At 38.7% G+C, this 17501-nt stretch carries 16 protein-coding genes; 11 read left to right on the forward strand and 5 right to left on the reverse strand.

All coding sequences use genetic code 11. The features are described 5' to 3' along the window. Window positions 1–144: 144 nt before the first annotated feature. Window positions 145–810: a hypothetical protein gene (locus tag H5200_RS15715; RefSeq protein ID WP_149981179.1), complete on the forward strand. Its 666-nt coding sequence runs from the start codon at window positions 145–147 to the stop codon at window positions 808–810. Window positions 811–2079: 1269 nt separating this feature from the next. Here H5200_RS15715 and H5200_RS15720 read toward each other — a convergent pair. Next, on the reverse strand, window positions 2080–3597 hold the full coding sequence (locus tag H5200_RS15720; protein ID WP_182761814.1) for a Calx-beta domain-containing protein: 1518 nt from the start codon (window positions 3595–3597) through the stop codon (window positions 2080–2082). Between the two features lie 297 nt (window positions 3598–3894). After that, entirely contained in the window at window positions 3895–4092 is a 198-nt protein-coding gene (locus H5200_RS15725; RefSeq protein ID WP_145233335.1) for a hypothetical protein, read from the reverse strand. Between the two features lie 81 nt (window positions 4093–4173). Here H5200_RS15725 and H5200_RS15730 point away from each other — a divergent pair, with 81 nt between their 5' ends. Together H5200_RS15730 and H5200_RS15735 are read left to right on the forward strand one after the other, a co-directional pair. Further along, window positions 4174–4671, forward strand: a complete 498-nt coding sequence (locus H5200_RS15730; protein ID WP_182718859.1) for a GNAT family N-acetyltransferase — start codon at window positions 4174–4176, stop codon at window positions 4669–4671. 81 nt (window positions 4672–4752) lie between these two features. Further along, window positions 4753–5631, forward strand: coding sequence for an alpha/beta hydrolase (locus tag H5200_RS15735; RefSeq protein WP_182761815.1), 879 nt, complete (start codon window positions 4753–4755; stop codon window positions 5629–5631). A gap of 404 nt (window positions 5632–6035) precedes the next feature. Here the strand turns inward: H5200_RS15735 and H5200_RS15740 are convergent, their stop codons facing one another. Beyond that, a complete protein-coding gene (locus tag H5200_RS15740; RefSeq protein ID WP_149981170.1) occupies window positions 6036–6557 on the reverse strand; it encodes a TetR/AcrR family transcriptional regulator in 522 nt (173 codons plus the stop codon). Between the two features lie 110 nt (window positions 6558–6667). Between H5200_RS15740 and H5200_RS15745 the strand changes: the two genes are divergently transcribed. Beyond that, window positions 6668–6868, forward strand: coding sequence for a hypothetical protein (locus H5200_RS15745; protein ID WP_182740530.1), 201 nt, complete (start codon window positions 6668–6670; stop codon window positions 6866–6868). Window positions 6869–6932: 64 nt separating this feature from the next. Here the strand turns inward: H5200_RS15745 and H5200_RS15750 are convergent, their stop codons facing one another. After that, on the reverse strand, window positions 6933–8141 hold the full coding sequence (locus H5200_RS15750) for a porin (protein WP_149981168.1): 1209 nt from the start codon (window positions 8139–8141) through the stop codon (window positions 6933–6935). Window positions 8142–8442: 301 nt separating this feature from the next. Here H5200_RS15750 and H5200_RS15755 point away from each other — a divergent pair, with 301 nt between their 5' ends. The 7 genes from H5200_RS15755 to H5200_RS15785 all read left to right on the forward strand — a co-directional run bounded on the left by H5200_RS15755 (window position 8443) and on the right by H5200_RS15785 (window position 16800). After that, entirely contained in the window at window positions 8443–10029 is a 1587-nt protein-coding gene (locus H5200_RS15755; RefSeq protein WP_182761832.1) for an ABC-F family ATPase, read from the forward strand. 153 nt (window positions 10030–10182) lie between these two features. Beyond that, window positions 10183–10665: a 5-(carboxyamino)imidazole ribonucleotide mutase gene (purE, locus tag H5200_RS15760; RefSeq protein WP_145233343.1), complete on the forward strand. Its 483-nt coding sequence runs from the start codon at window positions 10183–10185 to the stop codon at window positions 10663–10665. Between the two features lies 1 nt (window position 10666). Next, a complete protein-coding gene (locus tag H5200_RS15765; protein ID WP_182735528.1) occupies window positions 10667–11815 on the forward strand; it encodes a 5-(carboxyamino)imidazole ribonucleotide synthase in 1149 nt (382 codons plus the stop codon). Window positions 11816–11862: 47 nt separating this feature from the next. Then, window positions 11863–12087 (forward strand): DUF2798 domain-containing protein, encoded by a 225-nt coding sequence (locus H5200_RS15770; protein WP_145233348.1) that lies wholly within the window; start codon window positions 11863–11865, stop codon window positions 12085–12087. 13 nt (window positions 12088–12100) lie between these two features. After that, window positions 12101–13036 carry a putative sulfate exporter family transporter gene (locus tag H5200_RS15775; protein ID WP_220494631.1) on the forward strand — a complete coding sequence of 312 codons (936 nt, stop codon included), beginning with the start codon at window positions 12101–12103 and terminating at the stop codon, window positions 13034–13036. Then, on the forward strand, window positions 13033–14202 hold the full coding sequence (locus H5200_RS15780) for an endonuclease/exonuclease/phosphatase family protein (protein ID WP_182761817.1): 1170 nt from the start codon (window positions 13033–13035) through the stop codon (window positions 14200–14202). Before H5200_RS15775 ends, H5200_RS15780 begins: the two co-directional genes overlap by 4 nt. 105 nt (window positions 14203–14307) lie before the next feature. Then, the gene (locus tag H5200_RS15785; RefSeq protein ID WP_182761818.1) at window positions 14308–16800 is read left to right on the forward strand and encodes a prolyl oligopeptidase family serine peptidase; all 2493 of its coding nucleotides are present in this window, start codon (window positions 14308–14310) and stop codon (window positions 16798–16800) included. 27 nt (window positions 16801–16827) lie between these two features. On the opposite strand, the gene rrtA is transcribed toward H5200_RS15785, so the two are convergent. Then, the gene (gene rrtA / locus H5200_RS15790) at window positions 16828–17448 is read right to left on the reverse strand and encodes a rhombosortase (protein ID WP_404936140.1); all 621 of its coding nucleotides are present in this window, start codon (window positions 17446–17448) and stop codon (window positions 16828–16830) included. Window positions 17449–17501: the final 53 nt, after the last annotated feature.

A 17501-nucleotide genomic window follows, 5' to 3' on the forward strand; every position in this document is an offset into this window, starting at 1 on the left:
CTATGTTTATTCATGTTAGCCTCTGCTGTTTAGTTGATAGACAAACTAATTATGGCTCTGGCTTTGAATTAAGCTAACCCACGAAAAGCGGAGGCTAACACCGTGTGGGAGTCATTATGTCTATGCGCCAAAAGAGTGTCTGGGATGATTTTTAGAAAAAAGGAAAAGTTAACTGCTCTCAAACTCTATTCTATTGGAGCCGATCAAAGTGGAATTCACCGCCCGAATTTAGTAGATCTGCTACTAGACTTTTTTAGTTCTAAATTCGGAGAGCTGCCTAGTAGCTTTGTGATACACGGGCCTTATGGTATTCCCAAAGGACAGGATATCGGCATTAGAGCGTTTAAGAATAAACTTAAGTCAAAAGGCCACGACAAATACTATGCACTCCATGGAGAAACAGAATCAAAATTGGGTTTTGAAGTTCTCTTTGAAGCCAAAATCGGTAATGAGTCTTATAGTGAGCTAATAATATGGTTTAATCCTGATCTTTTTTCAGCCTCCTTAAAAGACGTCGCCGTAGAGTTCCAAACCTGCTTTTACACAAGTAGCGGTTTTGACATAGAGATAAACCCTCTAAAACAAACAGTCACAGAAGATAAAATTAATAGAACAATTTTCGGTGGAACAAGTATTGAGGTGTCTTATGAGAATAAGCAATGGATTAAGGGGTTTAAAAACGGAGCTTTCCGAAAGGCTGATGGTAAAAACCTATATAGTGACATACAGTTCAAAGAGGTTGTTAAACAAGAGCCAACAACTACTTTTAATAAATTGGGAAATTTAAACTATGTGGAATTTGGCGCATAATCGGGTAGCCGGGGGTCTCTAACATCAAGCCCCAGACCGCTCATCATGCGCTTTTTATTAACAGCAAGTGCAATGGGCGGCTCATCTCCCCTCATGAATATTGATCCAAATATCTCTCAATGACACTAAACCTTGTGACGCTAAATAGTCATTGCCTAGCGCAATGTTAATGCCTTTTTTTTGAGCTTTGACAAGAGCTTTCGCTTCCAAGCGCCTTTTTGGTATTGGTGATACCACACTGTATGGATATGGCGAGTCGATCACTAACCTTCAACTTGATTAAACTGCGTATCTAATTAGTGCGTACTATTTTTATAAAAAGCACCACTGTTGCCTGTAACACATTATTACTAAACGGGGGATCTTGTGTTCTAAACCCACGGTTAGTCGATAAGCGTTGGAAGACTGCAAGTAAGTTACATCGACAAAATGAAGCTCAAAAAGACAGCTCAATAGGGCGATGAAAGCTTTTTATTTAAGGAATGGTAAAAGGTTAGGCTGTATTGAGCCTGTTTGCTTGTAAGTAAACTGTGCAATATTACAGTTAAAAATGCATGAATAAATTGACCTTACTCGGAAAAACGAAAGTAATGCTTTCATTGCATTATGCGGCAACTTTATTGTCTTGCTCATAATATAGAAAAGCTACTTGCTTAAAACGTCAACCAAACAAAAAGCTGCGCATTGCAATAATGCACTTTTTAGTGTGTTTGTTATTTAGGTTTTTTATCATGAGTTGTTTATTTGCATGATAAATTGAGAGCATGTTAGGGGACACAGTAAAATTACCAGATAAAAATCATGTTTAGTCTGAGATTATTAAAAGTGGGTGTCTATTTTATTGTTATGGTGGGTATTGCTAGTGGTTAATACTAGTCGTGTTAAGTTACTGACCATTTATAGCGACAGATAAATACAGTGATAACAAGGCAGGAATTTTGACATGTAGTTGTTCTCGGCAATTGCTCCTGCATTGCTCTACCTCCTGCATCCATGCAGTCGTACATAAAAAATCACTAACGCAGTCAGCGCTTTATTTAGCCCGCTAGAATGGTTAAATATTTAAGTCGATTGGTATAAGGTATGGCTGAGTTATTCTCTTCACCCCCACCACTTTATGGTCGAATTAACGCGTTACGTTAATTTTCAATTTAGACGTTAAAAAGCCAGCGATGCTGGCTTTTTTGTGGGGTAAATTTGATAATGATAAACAGGAAAGTTATGAATTACCTGAACCTTGGGTAAGGGATTTATTATCCTAAGTTCAGATTAATTACAGCCTTTTTGAATTGGTTGTGTTGTGACATTTACGACGAAGTCATTGTAGTCTCTGTCGTTTTGATCTTCCCAATATTGCTTAGTAACACTGGCTTTATAGGCTGTTTTAAGATTGTTTGCATTACCGTTCACGGAAAGTACGTAAACGATTGAATCACTGGCTTTAACGTCGTAATAACCTGATGCTCCATGCTCATCTAACAATTTAATATATTGGTTATTAACCTTAATACCCCAATCATTATTATAACCAGAATTTTCAGAGATAAAAGAGTAACTGATCCGTGTGTAATTCTCGGCAATACACTGAGCATCATCATTTAAGATAGACGCTGGTAGAGAACTTGAACCAGTTACATTAAGCTGAGCAACGGCATTGACGGTAAAGGTTTTAGTTTTACTATAGTCATCGTTATCAATTGTTGGGATTGTAAATGAAGCAGTTGTTTCACCTGCCGCAATAGTAATGACTTGATCAGAGAAACTGTAGTCGCTACTTGTTGCTGTTCCTGCTGAAGTCGATACATAAATATCACTATCTTGTTCATAACTATTGCTTAGCTCTAGTTTATAAGATAATGCGCTACCTTCGTCTACTGAATCAACAATCGGTACAATAGTAAAGCTTGGAATATCTGACACGGTGCAAACTGGTGCATCGTAGCATGCAACTGATTCGTTAAAATTAGTTGCTAAATCATTTAAACGTACTGGAAAATCTGCAACATGGCAGGTATTACCAGTGTTTTTATTTACTTTGTACAACTCAGATTTATTAGAATGGCCTAGATCAGTTAAAATAGTTCGGCTTAATACAATATCACCTTGCTGGTTAAGTGCAGCGCCTGTGACAGTCGTTAAGTTGTGATCAGATAATTTTGTTGCCGTAAGTTCCTGCACATTCACAGTATATAAACTTGTACTGGTGACTAAGATTAATTCACCATTTTTAAATACCATGTCACCACGCCAGATACCTTGGTCATTTTCAAGGCCTGTAATATTTCCAAGTAAAGTTGTTTCGCTAGTTTCAGGATCAATCGCGTATAGCTTATCTTTATATGATCCAAGTAAGCGATTATTCTGTTGGTCATACACTAAACGATACATGTTACTTGTTCTGCCAACTTCAACATGTTCGTTTGTATCTAAATCAACATAGGCCAATTTGATGTACTTAAACTTACTGCCACTAATAGGTAGAGATTTGAGCTCTGTTGAATTAAAACCTAAGTGCTCAACATCTACTTGATATTCAATAGGGCGAGGTGCTGAGATGTAATACAAGCGATTTGTTTCCGGAATATGAGCAAGCGCTGAAGAGCTGTATTTAGCTCTAGAATGTGCTTGAGTTTGTTGTGTATATTCGTCTAGTTTAAATATAATACCGGTGTCACCGCGTCCAGCATTAATACCATAAAGTTGACCGTTACATTGGTTTGCATGCGCAACTTGCAAAGATGAAAGGATAGCAACAGACAGGGTTGTAATTTTTAGTGTTGTTTTCATTTAGAGTAGGCCTTTTAACGAGGATCCATTGTTACAGCTATAGTTAGTCTGAGGTAATTACAATTTGGTTTATAGCTGCCTATCCTTGTTCCCAAAATTGTATTGCTTAATTCCTATAAGCAGAGCGCATCCGTTATTAACCTCAAAGTATTATACAATTATCCTAATGGTTGATTACAAAAGCAACATATCTTAACAAACGGTTGGCATTTATACACGAAATGCTGGCTAAATTGAGGTGTTTTATAATACTAAAGGCTTTGTTTTGTATCTTTAACGGGGAATTTTAAGTTGTGGCTATTTTTGTTCACGAGCAAGCTGGTTAGGTAATAACTGTTCAATGATTTCACGTGCGGGTAACGTATAACGCACACCATCAAACATAACCGATGTAAATTCATTAATGCTAGTAATACCTGTAAGGGTCCAACCTTCACCGCGCTTTGGGCAATAAACTGTGGTTGTTGGTTGTATTACTTTAAATTCGTCATTCATAATTAGCTCAGTTATTAACTTGTATGGCGGGTATCTTAAGGGAATAATAGCGGGCTTTAAAGCCGTAATTTAATTTTATTTATGAACAATGAGTTTGCACTAAGTCGAATCACATTAAAGCCAATTAAGCATAGGGACTGTAGTGCGTTGTGGGCTATTTTGTCTGAGCCGTTAGTTGCTCAGTTTAATGACTATGCAGTGCCACTTGCACGTGATGACGTAAAACAACTGATCCAAGATGATATTACTGGCATGTATGAAGGAAATACGCTGCGCTTTGGAATGTACTTACTAAATACGTCGACCTTGATTGGCTGCATTGGTTTATATGATATTGAAGAAGATACTGCTTGGTTAGGTTTTGAGTTGTCACCAAATCATTGGGGGAATGGGTTTATGTCTGAAGCATTAGCATTTATGCTAACAAATATAACAGCCGTTGTTGCGCAGTTAGGCAATGAGTTGAGCATTACTAATTTACAGGCGAAAGTGGCGACAGAAAATAGCCAAAGCCAGCAACTACTTCGCCGTTTTAAATTCACTCATGTAGCGAGTGAACAATGGTTGTATCAACTGTAAATCACACTTTGTTACATAACGGTAGTTTAATTAAAAATACAGAAAGGGTATTGTTTTTAAAACAATCTTTACCTGAAAGCTATGCTGCTATTAAAAAAACTAAATCGCACTGCAATCATAATTCTATTGAGTACAGCCGGCTTCATTGCATGCGCTATTGTCATTTATAAATATAACGCGCATTACACGTCAAATTTTAAAGACATCACTATTTATTCTCAGGTATTGGATGAAAGTAGGAAAGTGTTTATTCGTTTACCTAACAATTTTGAGCCAAATAAGCGCTACTCCTTGATCATTAGAACCGATGGTAACTTTAATCTTACGCAGTGGGATTCAGTGATGGCTGAGTTACCAGCGCAGCAAGATACAATTTTAGTGTCTATTCCTAATCAATTTTGGACCTTTACCAGAAATCGTGATTTAGTGCCGCCGTATGCACGCCAAGATGTGAATACCCAAGCAAGACCAGCAAGTGAAAATTCACCAGAATTATTTGGTCAAGCAGATCAATTTTTGGCTTTTATTGAAGGTGAGTTATTACCGTATTTAGAATCACATTATAAGCTAGATAATAATCGTGTTTTGTCGGGCTATTCAGCAGGAGGGAGTTTTGTTTTATACACTATGAGTACAAAGCCTTGGCTGTTTAACGGTTATTTTGCATTTAGTCCGGCTGCTTGGTACGACGATATGACCGTTGTAAAAGAGTTTGATCGATTCTTATCGCAACGATGCCTCAATACAGACGATAACATACCGCTGTCGCTCTATATAACAGTAGGAGGCGCCGAGCATCCTTTAATGTTAAGTGCCTTTGCTGGTCTTAATAATAGCCTTAACATATATGCTAATGATATTATTTGGAATAGCAGAATTAATGAAGGTTTAGAGCACAGGGAAAACCCGGTGCATAGTGTTAAGCAGGCACTCGATTTCTATAATTCATCAATAAACTAATATGCTTAACTAAAGAATAAGATAGTAACAAATCTGCGTAACAAACAGCAAAAGAACACATCATACTAAAAGTTATTAATTAAGATAACTTTGCATAAGCGTTATTTTTAACTAAAAGCTGTCAAAAGGAATTATGAGCTTGATAAATCAAAGTTAGTAATTCGATTAAACGTATCACAAGAGTTATGCTTATTTGGCTATGGAGGGATCTTCATTGATACAACGATTTACTAATAGGGCAGTTACAGAGTTCTTAAAGTAATCAGGTTCAGGTCAAATAAAAATGCACTTAACCACATAGAAAAGCGCTATTACTTTAAGTTAAGCTTTTAACTTAAACAAAGGGTAAGTTAAAAGCTTAAATTTAATGCCCAAAGTGAAACACAGAGTGAAATAAGTTGTCGCTAAAGAATAGATATTTTGCTGGTTAGTTGGCGTAGCATTTTTTCAGGTTCTGGCGCAGGTTCATTTAACCCTGAAATAATGGTCATAAAATAACAATCTAACATCACACTTGCTTTTATATCGTCAAACTCTTGCTGTTCATTGAACAGCCGTTTTTTAAACTCACTCATTTGCTGTTCAAAAAAAGCTGCTTGCCAAATCATATCGCTTATCAATATTTTACTAAATTCAATGTTATTACAATAAAATTCAAACAACGGTAGGGCATAGTGACGTAACTTAAGCCTTGGTGCATGTTGGCGATCAGTTAAACTAGCCTGATGAATGATCGTATCTATTTGTTGCTGCATTCCTGCTTTTAGTAAGTCGATTTTATTTTCGAAATGACTAAACACAGTACCAACGGCCACATTAGCCGCTTTTGCAATTTCTCGTGTAGATGTATGAGCATAACCTTGCTCTAAGAATAACAGCCAAGCCGAGGTAAGAATTTTATTATAGGTTTGCGTTTTTTTATTCATTGTATATCAATTAATTATATTTAACTTGTGATAGTAAAGATGAAGTTACTTGAAAAAGTGACTGCGCTCAATTATATTTGTGAGCGCGCTCATTTAAACAAGGAACTTATATGAACTTTATCAAACAAGTTATTGGTTACGGACTATTTATCCCATTTATTATTTTTTATTCTTACATGCTAGGACCATTACTTAAAGCAATTTTATTACCGGGGGGAATTTTAATGTTATGGATAATTTTAGGACCTAAGGAAGGTTATTTGGCTTTGACAAAAGCGTTTGCAACTAAAGGTAAAGCAAAAAAAATGTGATCGCAGCGGGTGCTAAATATTAGCAAAGCAGGCTGATTAAATAATCAGCCTGTAAGTGTTCTAGTTATAATGTGTAATGAAAACCAAATGCAATGCCATCATCTTCTGATAGACCCATTTGATATTCTTGTTCTTTATCGGCACTTGAAAAATCACTAAAGTCTTTACGTGCTTCAATGTAAAAAATCGTATCTTCGTCGAATAGATAGTGAAAGCCAAGTACTGTAAATTGACGTTTAAAGTTGTCATTTGGGTCGGCATTAAAATTTGGCTGGATCACGTAATCTGTTCCAGCATCATAGACGTTATATGCAATGAAGGTACGAATGTCATTATCAAACTTATAAGATAATAAAGACTCTACCCCAATCGCGTCTTTGATCAGACGGCCTAAGTTATCGGTATCATGATTTTCATTTTTGTTGATATTTGCGGCAAAATAAAGGCCATCATTGTTGAAGTTACCCCAAGTAACGCCTGCGCCATAAATAAAATCATTAACAGACTGAATTCGTCCTGCGGCGTAATTTACGGTCAGTTCTCCGCGGTTAAACCCAGCAGAAAGTTTTAAGTCGTCGCTTACTGAATAGGTAACGGCTGCCCCATAGGTTGAATTAAATTCTACTTGTTGAGCAAGATCACTGCCATTTTCCCACAAAGTCTGACAAGCAGCTTCAGAAATGGCTTCGATATCGCAAGTATAAAAATCATTATTTTTAAATTGCACTTGTGTTGCAATACTAAAATCACCGAACGTATTACGATACTGCAATAACTTGTCACCGCGCCCGGTACCATTAATTGCACCATCGTCTTTGTTGTAGGTGTAAACACCGGCTGCATTACCATCCCAAACTAGGCTATAGTTAGTACTATAAACTACGTCGTACCAAGCACCCCATTGTTTACCAATTGTCACTTGTCCGTATTTTTCATGTGCTATACCTACATAACCAAGTCGGTTATATAAAAATTTATCTTGAATAGATTCAAAGCGGTTGTTATAGATAATATCGCTACTACCAACAGGGTTTACACCCCATTCTAATAAGGCTAAAGCTGACCACTGATCTTTTAGTTTGCGACTAAAATCAAAGCTAATCCGTGATGCACCATTAACTATTTCAGTTTGCCCTTGTGTGTGGATTATTCTGGCGTCAATAAAACCACCGATGGTTAAATTGTTTTTTCCGTCATCATAAACCTCAACAGCGTTTACGCTCGGTGCTATCAACGCGCTTGCGATGATGACCCCAATTAATTTTCTATTCATTTAATATTGCCTTGTGTGCTATTTATCATTGTCCTTTGGTCGCGCAGACTAACAAAGCTAAATTAATGGCTAAAGTGAAAAAATATCATCAAAAAATGATAGAGGAAATTTGAATTGTTAATTTATGTTCTTTTTGTGCGCAGCTACACAATACTAGCATAATAAATTGTCCTAAATTAGCTTATTTCGATGGACTGCAGCTATAGCCCACAAAGCTAATAATTCATGGAAAAATAGGCCTATTTGGTTTACACTCCAGCCAATTTTATTTCTTTGATTTTCCCCGTTGGAGGGTAGCGCTATCATCAGTACAGCTAACATCACCATGCAATTTGGTGCTAAACCGTTATTTGAGAATATTTCAGCTAAATTTGGCGAAGGTAACCGTTATGGTTTAATTGGCGCAAATGGCTGTGGTAAATCAACATTTATGAAAATCTTAAGTGGGGAATTGGAACCGTCAGCTGGTAATGTAAGTACTGATCCAAATGAACGTGTTGCTAAACTAAACCAAGACCAGTTCGCTTACGAAGAATATTCAGTTATTGACACTGTGATAATGGGCCACAAAGAGCTGTGGGCGATTAAACAAGAGCGTGATCGTATCTATAGCTTGCCTGAAATGAGTGAAGAGGATGGCATGAAGGTTGCCGATCTTGAAACTGAGTTTGCTGAAATGGATGGCTATTCTGCAGAATCTAAAGCCGGCGAGCTACTAATGGGCGTAGGTATTGCAACTGATCAGCATTACGGTCCGATGTCAGAGATTGCTCCTGGTTTTAAACTGCGAGTGCTTCTTGCGCAAGTGTTATTTTCAGACCCAGATATCATGCTACTCGATGAGCCGACTAATAACTTGGATATTTATACTATCAAGTGGCTCGAAGATGTACTGAATCAACGTGATTGCACAATGATCATCATTTCCCATGACCGTCATTTCTTAAACTCTGTATGTACGCATATGGCTGATATTGACTATGGTGAATTGCGTATATACCCAGGTAACTATGACGAATATATGTTTGCAGCAACGCAAGCTCGTGAACGCTTATTAAGTGAAAATGCCAAGAAGAAAAATCAAATTGCCGAGCTACAACAGTTTGTTTCGCGTTTTTCAGCTAATGCATCTAAAGCAAAGCAAGCAACATCTCGTGCCAAGCGAATTGACAAGATTCAATTAGATGAAGTTAAAGCATCGTCACGTCAAACACCGTTCATTCGTTTTGAGCAAGAAAAACAGTTATTCCGTAATGCCCTTGAATTAACAAACTTAGGCCAAGGTTTTGACGATATGCTGTTCACTGGCCTTGAAGGCTTAGTTGAAGTAGGCGAGCGTATCGCTATCATCGGTGAAAATGGGGTTGGTAAAACAACACTATTAAATACTTTAGCAGGTCGTTTGGCACCGAAGCAAGGCGAGTTTAAATGGTCTGAAAACCATAATATCGGTTATTATGCGCAAGATCATGCTGATGAATTTGCCACCGATATGAACTTATTTCAGTGGATGGAGCAATGCCAGCAAGAAGGCGATGATGAACAAGTTGTTCGCAGTTTCTTAGGCCGTATGTTGTTCTCACAAAATGATATTAAAAAGTCTGTAAAAGTAATATCTGGTGGTGAGCAAGGCCGCATGCTATTTGGTAAGATTATGATGCATAAACCAAATATCCTATTAATGGATGAGCCAACGAACCACATGGATATGGAGTCAATAGAAGCATTAAACCTTGCGCTAGAAGCTTATGAAGGTACGTTAATGTTTGTATCTCACGACCGTCAATTTGTATCCTCAGTTGCAACCCGTATTTGGGAAATCAAAGACGGCAAAATAATTGATTTCAGAGGTACTTACTCTGAATATTTAGCCAGTAAAGAAGGCTAAAGCTCAATTTACATACTGATCAAAAAGCCATGCTAGCCATGGCTTTTTTGTTACTCGATATTCGCAATTTAACAATTAATACGTGTATAATGACCGCCTTTAATGCGGACATAAGTCCGCTATAGGTATTAAAACCATTACTGAGGAGTATTTATGACTGTTGGCATTATTATGGGTTCCAAGTCAGATTGGCCAACTATGGAACATGCGGCGATCATGCTAGATAAATTTGGCATCGCTTACGAAACTAAAGTTGTATCGGCTCATCGTACTCCTCAACTACTCGCTGATTACGCAAGTTCAGCAGCAGAACGTGGTATTAAAGTAATTATTGCCGGTGCCGGTGGTGCAGCGCATTTACCAGGTATGGCCGCTGCTTTCACATCGTTACCAGTATTAGGTGTGCCGGTTAAGTCTAAAACGTTAAATGGCATTGATTCATTGCTGTCGATTTGCCAAATGCCAAAAGGTGTTGCGGTAGGTACATTAGCAATTGGTGAAGCTGGTGCTGCAAATGCGGGATTATTAGCTGCACAGATTTTAGGTTGTCAGCAACCGGAGATATTCGCCAAAGTTGAAGCGTTCCGTAAAGAACAAACCGAAACTATTTTAGCTAACCCAAATCCAGCAGAGTAATATGACTATTTTAATTTTAGGAGCCGGCCAATTAGCACGTATGATGTGTTTAGCTGGTGCGCCATTGAATTTAAATGTGGTTGCGTATGATGTTGGTAGTAAAAAAATTGTTCACCCATTAACTGGGCAAATCTATACTACAACGTTAGAGCAAGCCATTGTAGATGCTCATGCGATCACTGCTGAGTTTGAGCATATTCCTGATGATGTGCTAACGCTATGCTGTGCAAGCAAAAAGTTTTATCCGGGTAAAGCCGCGATTAAAACGGGTGGCGATCGCGCCCTAGAAAAAGCATTACTAAGTAAAACCGCGGTTAAGTGCGCACCATATCAGTTAATCACTGAAAAAGCCCATTTAGAACAAGCCGTTGCTAGCTTGGGTAAGCCATTAGTGATCAAAACCTGTCAAGCCGGTTACGATGGAAAAGGCCAGTGGCGTTTAAAATCAGATGATCAAATTGAGCAGATATGGTCACAAATGGCTGATTTTATTGCCTCCGGTACTGAATCCGCGCCACACACTATTATTGCCGAACAAATGATCCCATTTGATCGTGAAGTATCAATCATAGGTGTTCGCGATAAAAGTGGTAATACCGCTATTTACCCACTTACTGAAAACCAGCATACCAATGGTGTTTTAACCTTATCTATCGCCGGTAAAGAAAAATCAGTGATTCAACAACAAGCTGAAGATGCATTTAATAAATTGGCTAATGAGCTTGATTACGTTGGTGTATTGGCGATTGAGTTTTTCGATGTGGCAGGGCAGTTATTGGTCAATGAAATTGCTCCTCGGGTTCATAATTCTGGTCATTGGACCCAACAAGGCGCGCATTGCAGTCAATTTGAAAATCATATGCGTGCAGTCTCTGGGCTGCCATTAGGTAGCACACAATTACAGCGTGTTACGGCAATGGTGAATGTGCTCGGACAAGCCGCGATTCCTCAGCAAGTACTAAGCATTGCTGAGGTTACGAGTCATTGGTATGGTAAAACAGCAAAGCCTGGTCGTAAAATGGGCCATATTAATGTATCTGCTGCGAACCTTCATGAGTTAGGTGAACGCTTAGCACAATTGTCGGAGTATCTTCCGGAGGAAGATTATCCCGGCGTATTAGCGGCCAGCACCGCGTTGATTTTAAATTAACTAAAAAAGCCGAGTTTATCTCGGCTTTTTACTTGAGGAATGGTTTTATGATTAGCGCTAAATACAGAACCGTGGTATTCGCTTTTTTCATGGCATTATTTATGTCTGGTTTTATGTCATTGGTAATTTCAATTTTTAATGTTGGTTTAATTGATAACATAGTTTCTATTTGGTTAGCGGCGTGGGCTTTTGCATTTTGTGTCGCATTTCCTACCGTAATTCTTGTAGCGCCAGTTGTGCATAAGCTCACTACAAAGATTGTGCGCTCGTAACGAAGGGATTATTTTGTCTGTGTCTGATCGGATTAAAAAGCCTCTATACCTGCTTTGTTTTGTCCTGTGTATCACCCCTTTGATTGGTGGTGGTAGTGCCCTAATTTGTGGCGCGATGTTTGCAATTTTGCTCGGTAATCCATTTGCAGAGCTATCCCAAAAGGCAAGTAAATGGATGCTCAAAGCCGCGGTGGTTGGCTTAGGTTTTGCTGTTGATTTTAATCAGGTGATTGAAGTTGGTCGCAGTTCGCTGGTACTGACCATAGTCAGTATTACAGCGATCATTGGTCTTGGTGAAATTTTAACGCAAGTCTTTAAATTAAATCGTAACACAGGTGTATTAATATCATTCGGTACGGCCATTTGTGGAGGCAGTGCGATTGCAGCGATGGCGCCGGTAATTAAAGCTAAAGATCACGAAGTAGCGGTTGCACTTGGTGTAGTGTTTTTATTAAACGGTGTCGGTTTGCTACTATTTCCAACCATTGGTCATTACTTTAGTTTAAGCCAACACCAATTTGGTTTATGGGCAGCGTTAGCTATTCATGATACCAGCAGTGTAGTAGGGGCGTCAGCAGCTTATGGAGCTGTGGCACTAAGTATTGCTACAACAGTTAAGCTCACACGTGCGATGTGGATCATTCCCTACACTACGATTGCAGGTGTCTTTTGGCGCTCAGAAGAAAAGGCCAGCATTCCTTTATTTATTGTTGGTTTTTTAGCTGCTGCATTGATCAATACGTATTTGCCTCAATTTACGGATCTCTGGCAGCTGATCAACACCGTAGCAAAACAACTATTGGTAATGACTTTATTCTTAATTGGCAGTGGCTTATCACTGGCTGTATTAAAACAAGCAGGACTAAAGCCCTTTATAATGGCAATTATTTTATGGATAGTCGTAAGTAGTGTCATTTTGTTATTAATTTTAGATGGATATATCGTATGAAGAAGCAGTTTTCTATCGCCACATTAGCGTGCCTATTAATCAGTGGTTTTTCTAACTCAGCATTGGCCGCGTCATCTTTACGTGTAGCCACGTTTAATGTGAGCATGGATGCAACAAATTATGCTGAAAATGATAAACCCCTTGATGCCAAAGGTTTGGTAAATGCATTACAAAGTGATCATCCACAAATCAAAAATATTGCCGAGATCATTCAACGTATTCGCCCTGACATTTTATTATTAAATGAATTTGATTATGTCAGCAAAGCGCAAGGCATTGATTATTTTAAAACGCACTACCTTGCTAAAAGCCAAAATAAACAGCCCGCTATAGATTATCCGTACAGCTATGTTGGCCCAGTAAACACAGGTTTGAAAACGCCATTTGATCTAGATAATGACGGCCAAGCAACTGGTATTAAAGGGGATGCATTTGGTTTTGGCTTTTTTGAAGGCCATTATGGTATGGCCGTTTTATCTCGCTACCCAATTGATTTTGATAAAATTCGTACCTTACAAACCTTTAAATACAAAGATATGCCAGATGCTAAAATGCCTATTGATCCAACTACAGGTGAAAATTGGTATAACAACGAAGAATGGCAAGCTTTGAGACTCAGTTCAAAATCGTTTTGGGATATTCCGGTTACTGTAAAAGGTAAAACGCTGCACGTTATTGCATCGCACCCAACGCCTCCTGTATTTGATGGTGCTGAAGATAGAAACGGCTTACGTAATCATGATGAAGTACGTTTGATTAAAGATTATATCGCCAGCGCAGATTACCTCTATGACGATCATGGTGTCAAAGGCGGGTTAGCTGAAAAATCACGATTTGTTATAGTCGGAGATTTAAATGCGGCTCCTGAAGGAGATAAAAAACGCCCAGAAACAACGGATCAACTTTTAAAAAATCCATTAATAAACAGCAAATTTACACCAACCAGTAAGGGCGCTAAAACCAGCTACAGTGAAAAGTATGCTGCGGCTTACACTGCAAACTGGCAAGCTCGTGCAGATTATGTTTTGCCTTCAACTTATGGCATTGAAGTCCATGATGGTGGGGTATTTTGGCCAACTAAAAGTAGCGAGTTGTACCGGTTAATTAAAGATCGTAATGCATCGTCAGATCATCGCATGGTGTGGTTAGATATTTCTATAAAGTAACTTGGTTATTAAACAGCAAAGTTTGGCTGTTTGTCTGAAATAATTGCTATTACATAGGTGCTTCTGCTTAAATTGGGGGAATTACAATAACCTTACAGAAGCCCTATGATTTTTAAATCTTCTACTCAAAAAACCTTAATTGCACTTGCCGTCGCGTCCAGCGTTATGTTGTCCGGTTGTCAATCAACCGCATCTACCCCTACAGAGCAACCACAATCAACTGTTGCCAGCGTTGTTGTAACACCTGCAGATACAGGTAGCAGCGCAATCACACTTGAGCAAGCAATGGCTCATCCTGATTGGTTAGGCCGCCAAGCAGAGCGTGCGTTTTGGGCTGCTGATTCAAAAACAGTTGTCTATGCGCAAAAACAACAAGGTAATGAGCTTCGAGACTTATTTGCACAAGCTGTTGATAGCCAAGCTGCAAGCCAAGTAGCGTTAAATAAATTGCATACATTAGGGGCTGATGATGCTGTTTATTCAGCAGATCGTACACAGCAAGCCTATGTATTTGAAGGTAATATATTTGTAAAGAACATTAATACAGGTGCAATTACACAAATTACTCACGACAGTGCTAAACAATCTAAACCACAATTTTTAACTGATGGTAATTTAGCTTATCGTCAAGCAAACTCTTTTTATAAAGTAGATCTGGCAACGGGACTGCAAGCTGAGCTTGTAAATCTTCATTTGAGCGATGCACCAAAAGGAGTTACAGAGCCTGAAACTTACATCGCTAAAGAACAGCATAAACTGATTGATTACATTGCGCTGACCCATAAAAATAAAAAAGATAAACAAGCGCGCAAAGAGCAACTCAACCAGCAAAATAGTTCAATTGCCAATGCTCAGTTTTACTTAGGTAAAGGCAATGAGTTAGCCGATGTGCAGTTATCTCCAAATGGTAAAGCCTTAATTGCTGTTGTCACTGAAGCCAGACCTTGGCGAGATGAATCCGACATCATGCCAAACTATATTGCTGATAATGCACGGGTAAAAGCTGAAAAAGTACGTCGTCGTGTTGCTGATGAAAAACCACAAACCTCGCAAGTTATCTACATAGATTTAACTGAGCAAACGCAAACAGCACTCGCATTTGATACTTTACCTGGTTTTGATGAAGATGTATTAGCGGCAGTTAAAAAAGAAAACTATGCCCGTGACGGCAAAACATATGAATCTAAAAAAGAACTTCGTGCTATCAACCTAATGATGGATTGGGGATGGGATCAAAGTGCTATCGTCTGGAACAAAGCCGGCACGCAAGTCGCGATTATGCTTGAAGCATGGGATAACAAAGACCGTTGGTTAGCTACTGTTGATACTAAAAATTCCAAACTTGTTTCACAACATCGTTTACACGATGATGCATGGGTTAACTATGCTTATAACGATTTTGGCTGGTTAAATAATTCAGATACCTTGTATTATTTATCTGAAGAAACTGGCTATAGCCACCTATATAAAAAACCACTCAATGGTAAAGCAACACAACTTACCAAAGGCCGGTTTGTCGTATCGAACCTCACACTAACAGATGACGACAGTGCAATTTATTACAAAGCCAATGTTGAGCATCCTGGTCTATATGAAATCTACCGCGTTGATCCACAAACGGCAAAATCAGAGCAAGTAACCAACTTAGACGGTATGACCGACTATAAATTAAGCCCTGATCAAAGCAAATTATTGTTAACACATTCCAAAATCATGGCTCCACCAGAGTTATATGTTGCTGATGCAAAAGCGAATACAACTGCAACGCAGCTAACTCATACAGTATCGAGTGAATTTTTAGCAAAACAATTAATTGCGCCTAAAATTGTTGCGGTACCGTCAAGTCATACCAAACAACCGGTATACGCAAAAGTGTATTACCCAGCAGACTATGTAGAAGGTGAGAGCGGCAAAAACCGCAAAGCGATCATTTTTAACCATGGCGCAGGTTATCTACAAAACTCACACATGGGTTGGTCAGGTTACTTCCGCGAATTTATGTTTCATTCATTACTAGCCTCTGAAGGTTATGTAGTGATGGACATGGATTATCGCGCATCAAAAGGTTATGGACGTGATTGGCGTACGGCGATTTACCGTCAAATGGGTACCCCAGAAATTGAAGATTTAGCCGATGGTGTTAAATGGATGGCTGAAAATGCCAATGTTGATACCGGTGCTGTGGGTACATATGGCGGCTCTTATGGTGGCTTTATGACCTTTATGGCGTTATTTACTCAGCCTGATTTATTTCAAGCAGGGGCTGCGCTTCGTCCAGTTACCGATTGGGCACACTATAATGGTCCATACACATCAAACATTTTAAATCACCCAGATGTAGATCCAATTGCGTATGAAAAAAGTTCACCTATATATTATGCGCAGGGACTTAAAAACCGCTTATTGATCAACGCTCCTATGGTTGATAATAATGTGTTTTTCCAAGACTCAGTACGCTTAGTACAGCGTTTAATTGAGCTTGAAAAAGAAAACTTTGAAACGGCTATATTTCCAGTCGAACCACATGGTTTTGTACAGCCTTCTAGTTGGTTAGATGAATACCGTCGTATTCATAAACTATTTAAAGAAAGTTTATAAGCACTAAATTTTTAGACAACGCCAAGCTTATGCTTGGCGTTTTTTTATATAATTTATCAGCAGTGGCGTTGCGAGTACTATTCCGCCAATTGCACCTATTAAGTGAGCATCAACAGCAACCCGAGAGGCAATTAATTTACTCACTTCAGCACTGGGGCCATGAAATTGTTCATAAGTAATTTTAAGCCAAATACCGATAAACAATAAACCGCCGCTTTTCATGCCAACTTCAATATCTTTGATTGCCCCCCATACAATGACACCATGCAGTAGTGCACTCAATCCGGTGTAAATGTGAATGTCAGGACAAAAAAAGTAAACCCCAATACCGCACCAAGCAGCCAAAAATAAGGTGTGTAATGCATATTGCGTCGGTTTTGTATGCTCAGCATGTAACGCCCATATCAGTACGATACCGGCACAATTTAATGCTAAGTGCGCCCAGTTAGCATGCACATATTGGCTCGTGATCAAACGCCATACTTGGCCTTGGTCAATGAGCTGGCGATTAAACTCTAAAACATCATTTAAATTAAACGCTGCAAATAGGGCGCTTAATGCCATTAAACACAGCGGGGGTAAAATATATCGGGGTTGAAGTGGTAAATTGACCATTTTATTCTTATTTTTTACAGCAAAATTTTGCATATTGTGCCCGTTTAACTTTAAGATGCCAAACATCTCAATGCAATTAAGGTCTT

Source organism: Pseudoalteromonas sp. SG43-7 (assembly GCF_014164295.1).
GTDB classification, from domain to species: domain Bacteria; phylum Pseudomonadota; class Gammaproteobacteria; order Enterobacterales; family Alteromonadaceae; genus Pseudoalteromonas; species Pseudoalteromonas rhizosphaerae.

Excerpts from the sequence above, each read along its gene's own strand:
- H5200_RS15785 (WP_182761818.1), top strand. The coding sequence starts at position 14,308 with ATGATTTTTAAATCTTCTACTCAAAAAACCTTAATTGCACTTGCCGTC.
- H5200_RS15750 (WP_149981168.1), bottom strand. The coding sequence starts at position 8,141 with ATGAATAGAAAATTAATTGGGGTCATCATCGCAAGCGCGTTGATAGCA.
- H5200_RS15735 (WP_182761815.1), top strand. The coding sequence starts at position 4,753 with ATGCTGCTATTAAAAAAACTAAATCGCACTGCAATCATAATTCTATTG.
- H5200_RS15720 (WP_182761814.1), bottom strand. The coding sequence starts at position 3,597 with ATGAAAACAACACTAAAAATTACAACCCTGTCTGTTGCTATCCTTTCA.
- H5200_RS15715 (WP_149981179.1), top strand. The coding sequence starts at position 145 with ATGATTTTTAGAAAAAAGGAAAAGTTAACTGCTCTCAAACTCTATTCT.
- rrtA (WP_404936140.1), bottom strand. The coding sequence starts at position 17,448 with ATGCAAAATTTTGCTGTAAAAAATAAGAATAAAATGGTCAATTTACCA.
- H5200_RS15770 (WP_145233348.1), top strand. The coding sequence starts at position 11,863 with ATGATTAGCGCTAAATACAGAACCGTGGTATTCGCTTTTTTCATGGCA.
- H5200_RS15740 (WP_149981170.1), bottom strand. The coding sequence starts at position 6,557 with ATGAATAAAAAAACGCAAACCTATAATAAAATTCTTACCTCGGCTTGG.
- H5200_RS15730 (WP_182718859.1), top strand. The coding sequence starts at position 4,174 with ATGAACAATGAGTTTGCACTAAGTCGAATCACATTAAAGCCAATTAAG.
- H5200_RS15745 (WP_182740530.1), top strand. The coding sequence starts at position 6,668 with ATGAACTTTATCAAACAAGTTATTGGTTACGGACTATTTATCCCATTT.
- H5200_RS15765 (WP_182735528.1), top strand. The coding sequence starts at position 10,667 with ATGACTATTTTAATTTTAGGAGCCGGCCAATTAGCACGTATGATGTGT.
- H5200_RS15725 (WP_145233335.1), bottom strand. The coding sequence starts at position 4,092 with ATGAATGACGAATTTAAAGTAATACAACCAACAACCACAGTTTATTGC.
- H5200_RS15780 (WP_182761817.1), top strand. The coding sequence starts at position 13,033 with ATGAAGAAGCAGTTTTCTATCGCCACATTAGCGTGCCTATTAATCAGT.
- purE (WP_145233343.1), top strand. The coding sequence starts at position 10,183 with ATGACTGTTGGCATTATTATGGGTTCCAAGTCAGATTGGCCAACTATG.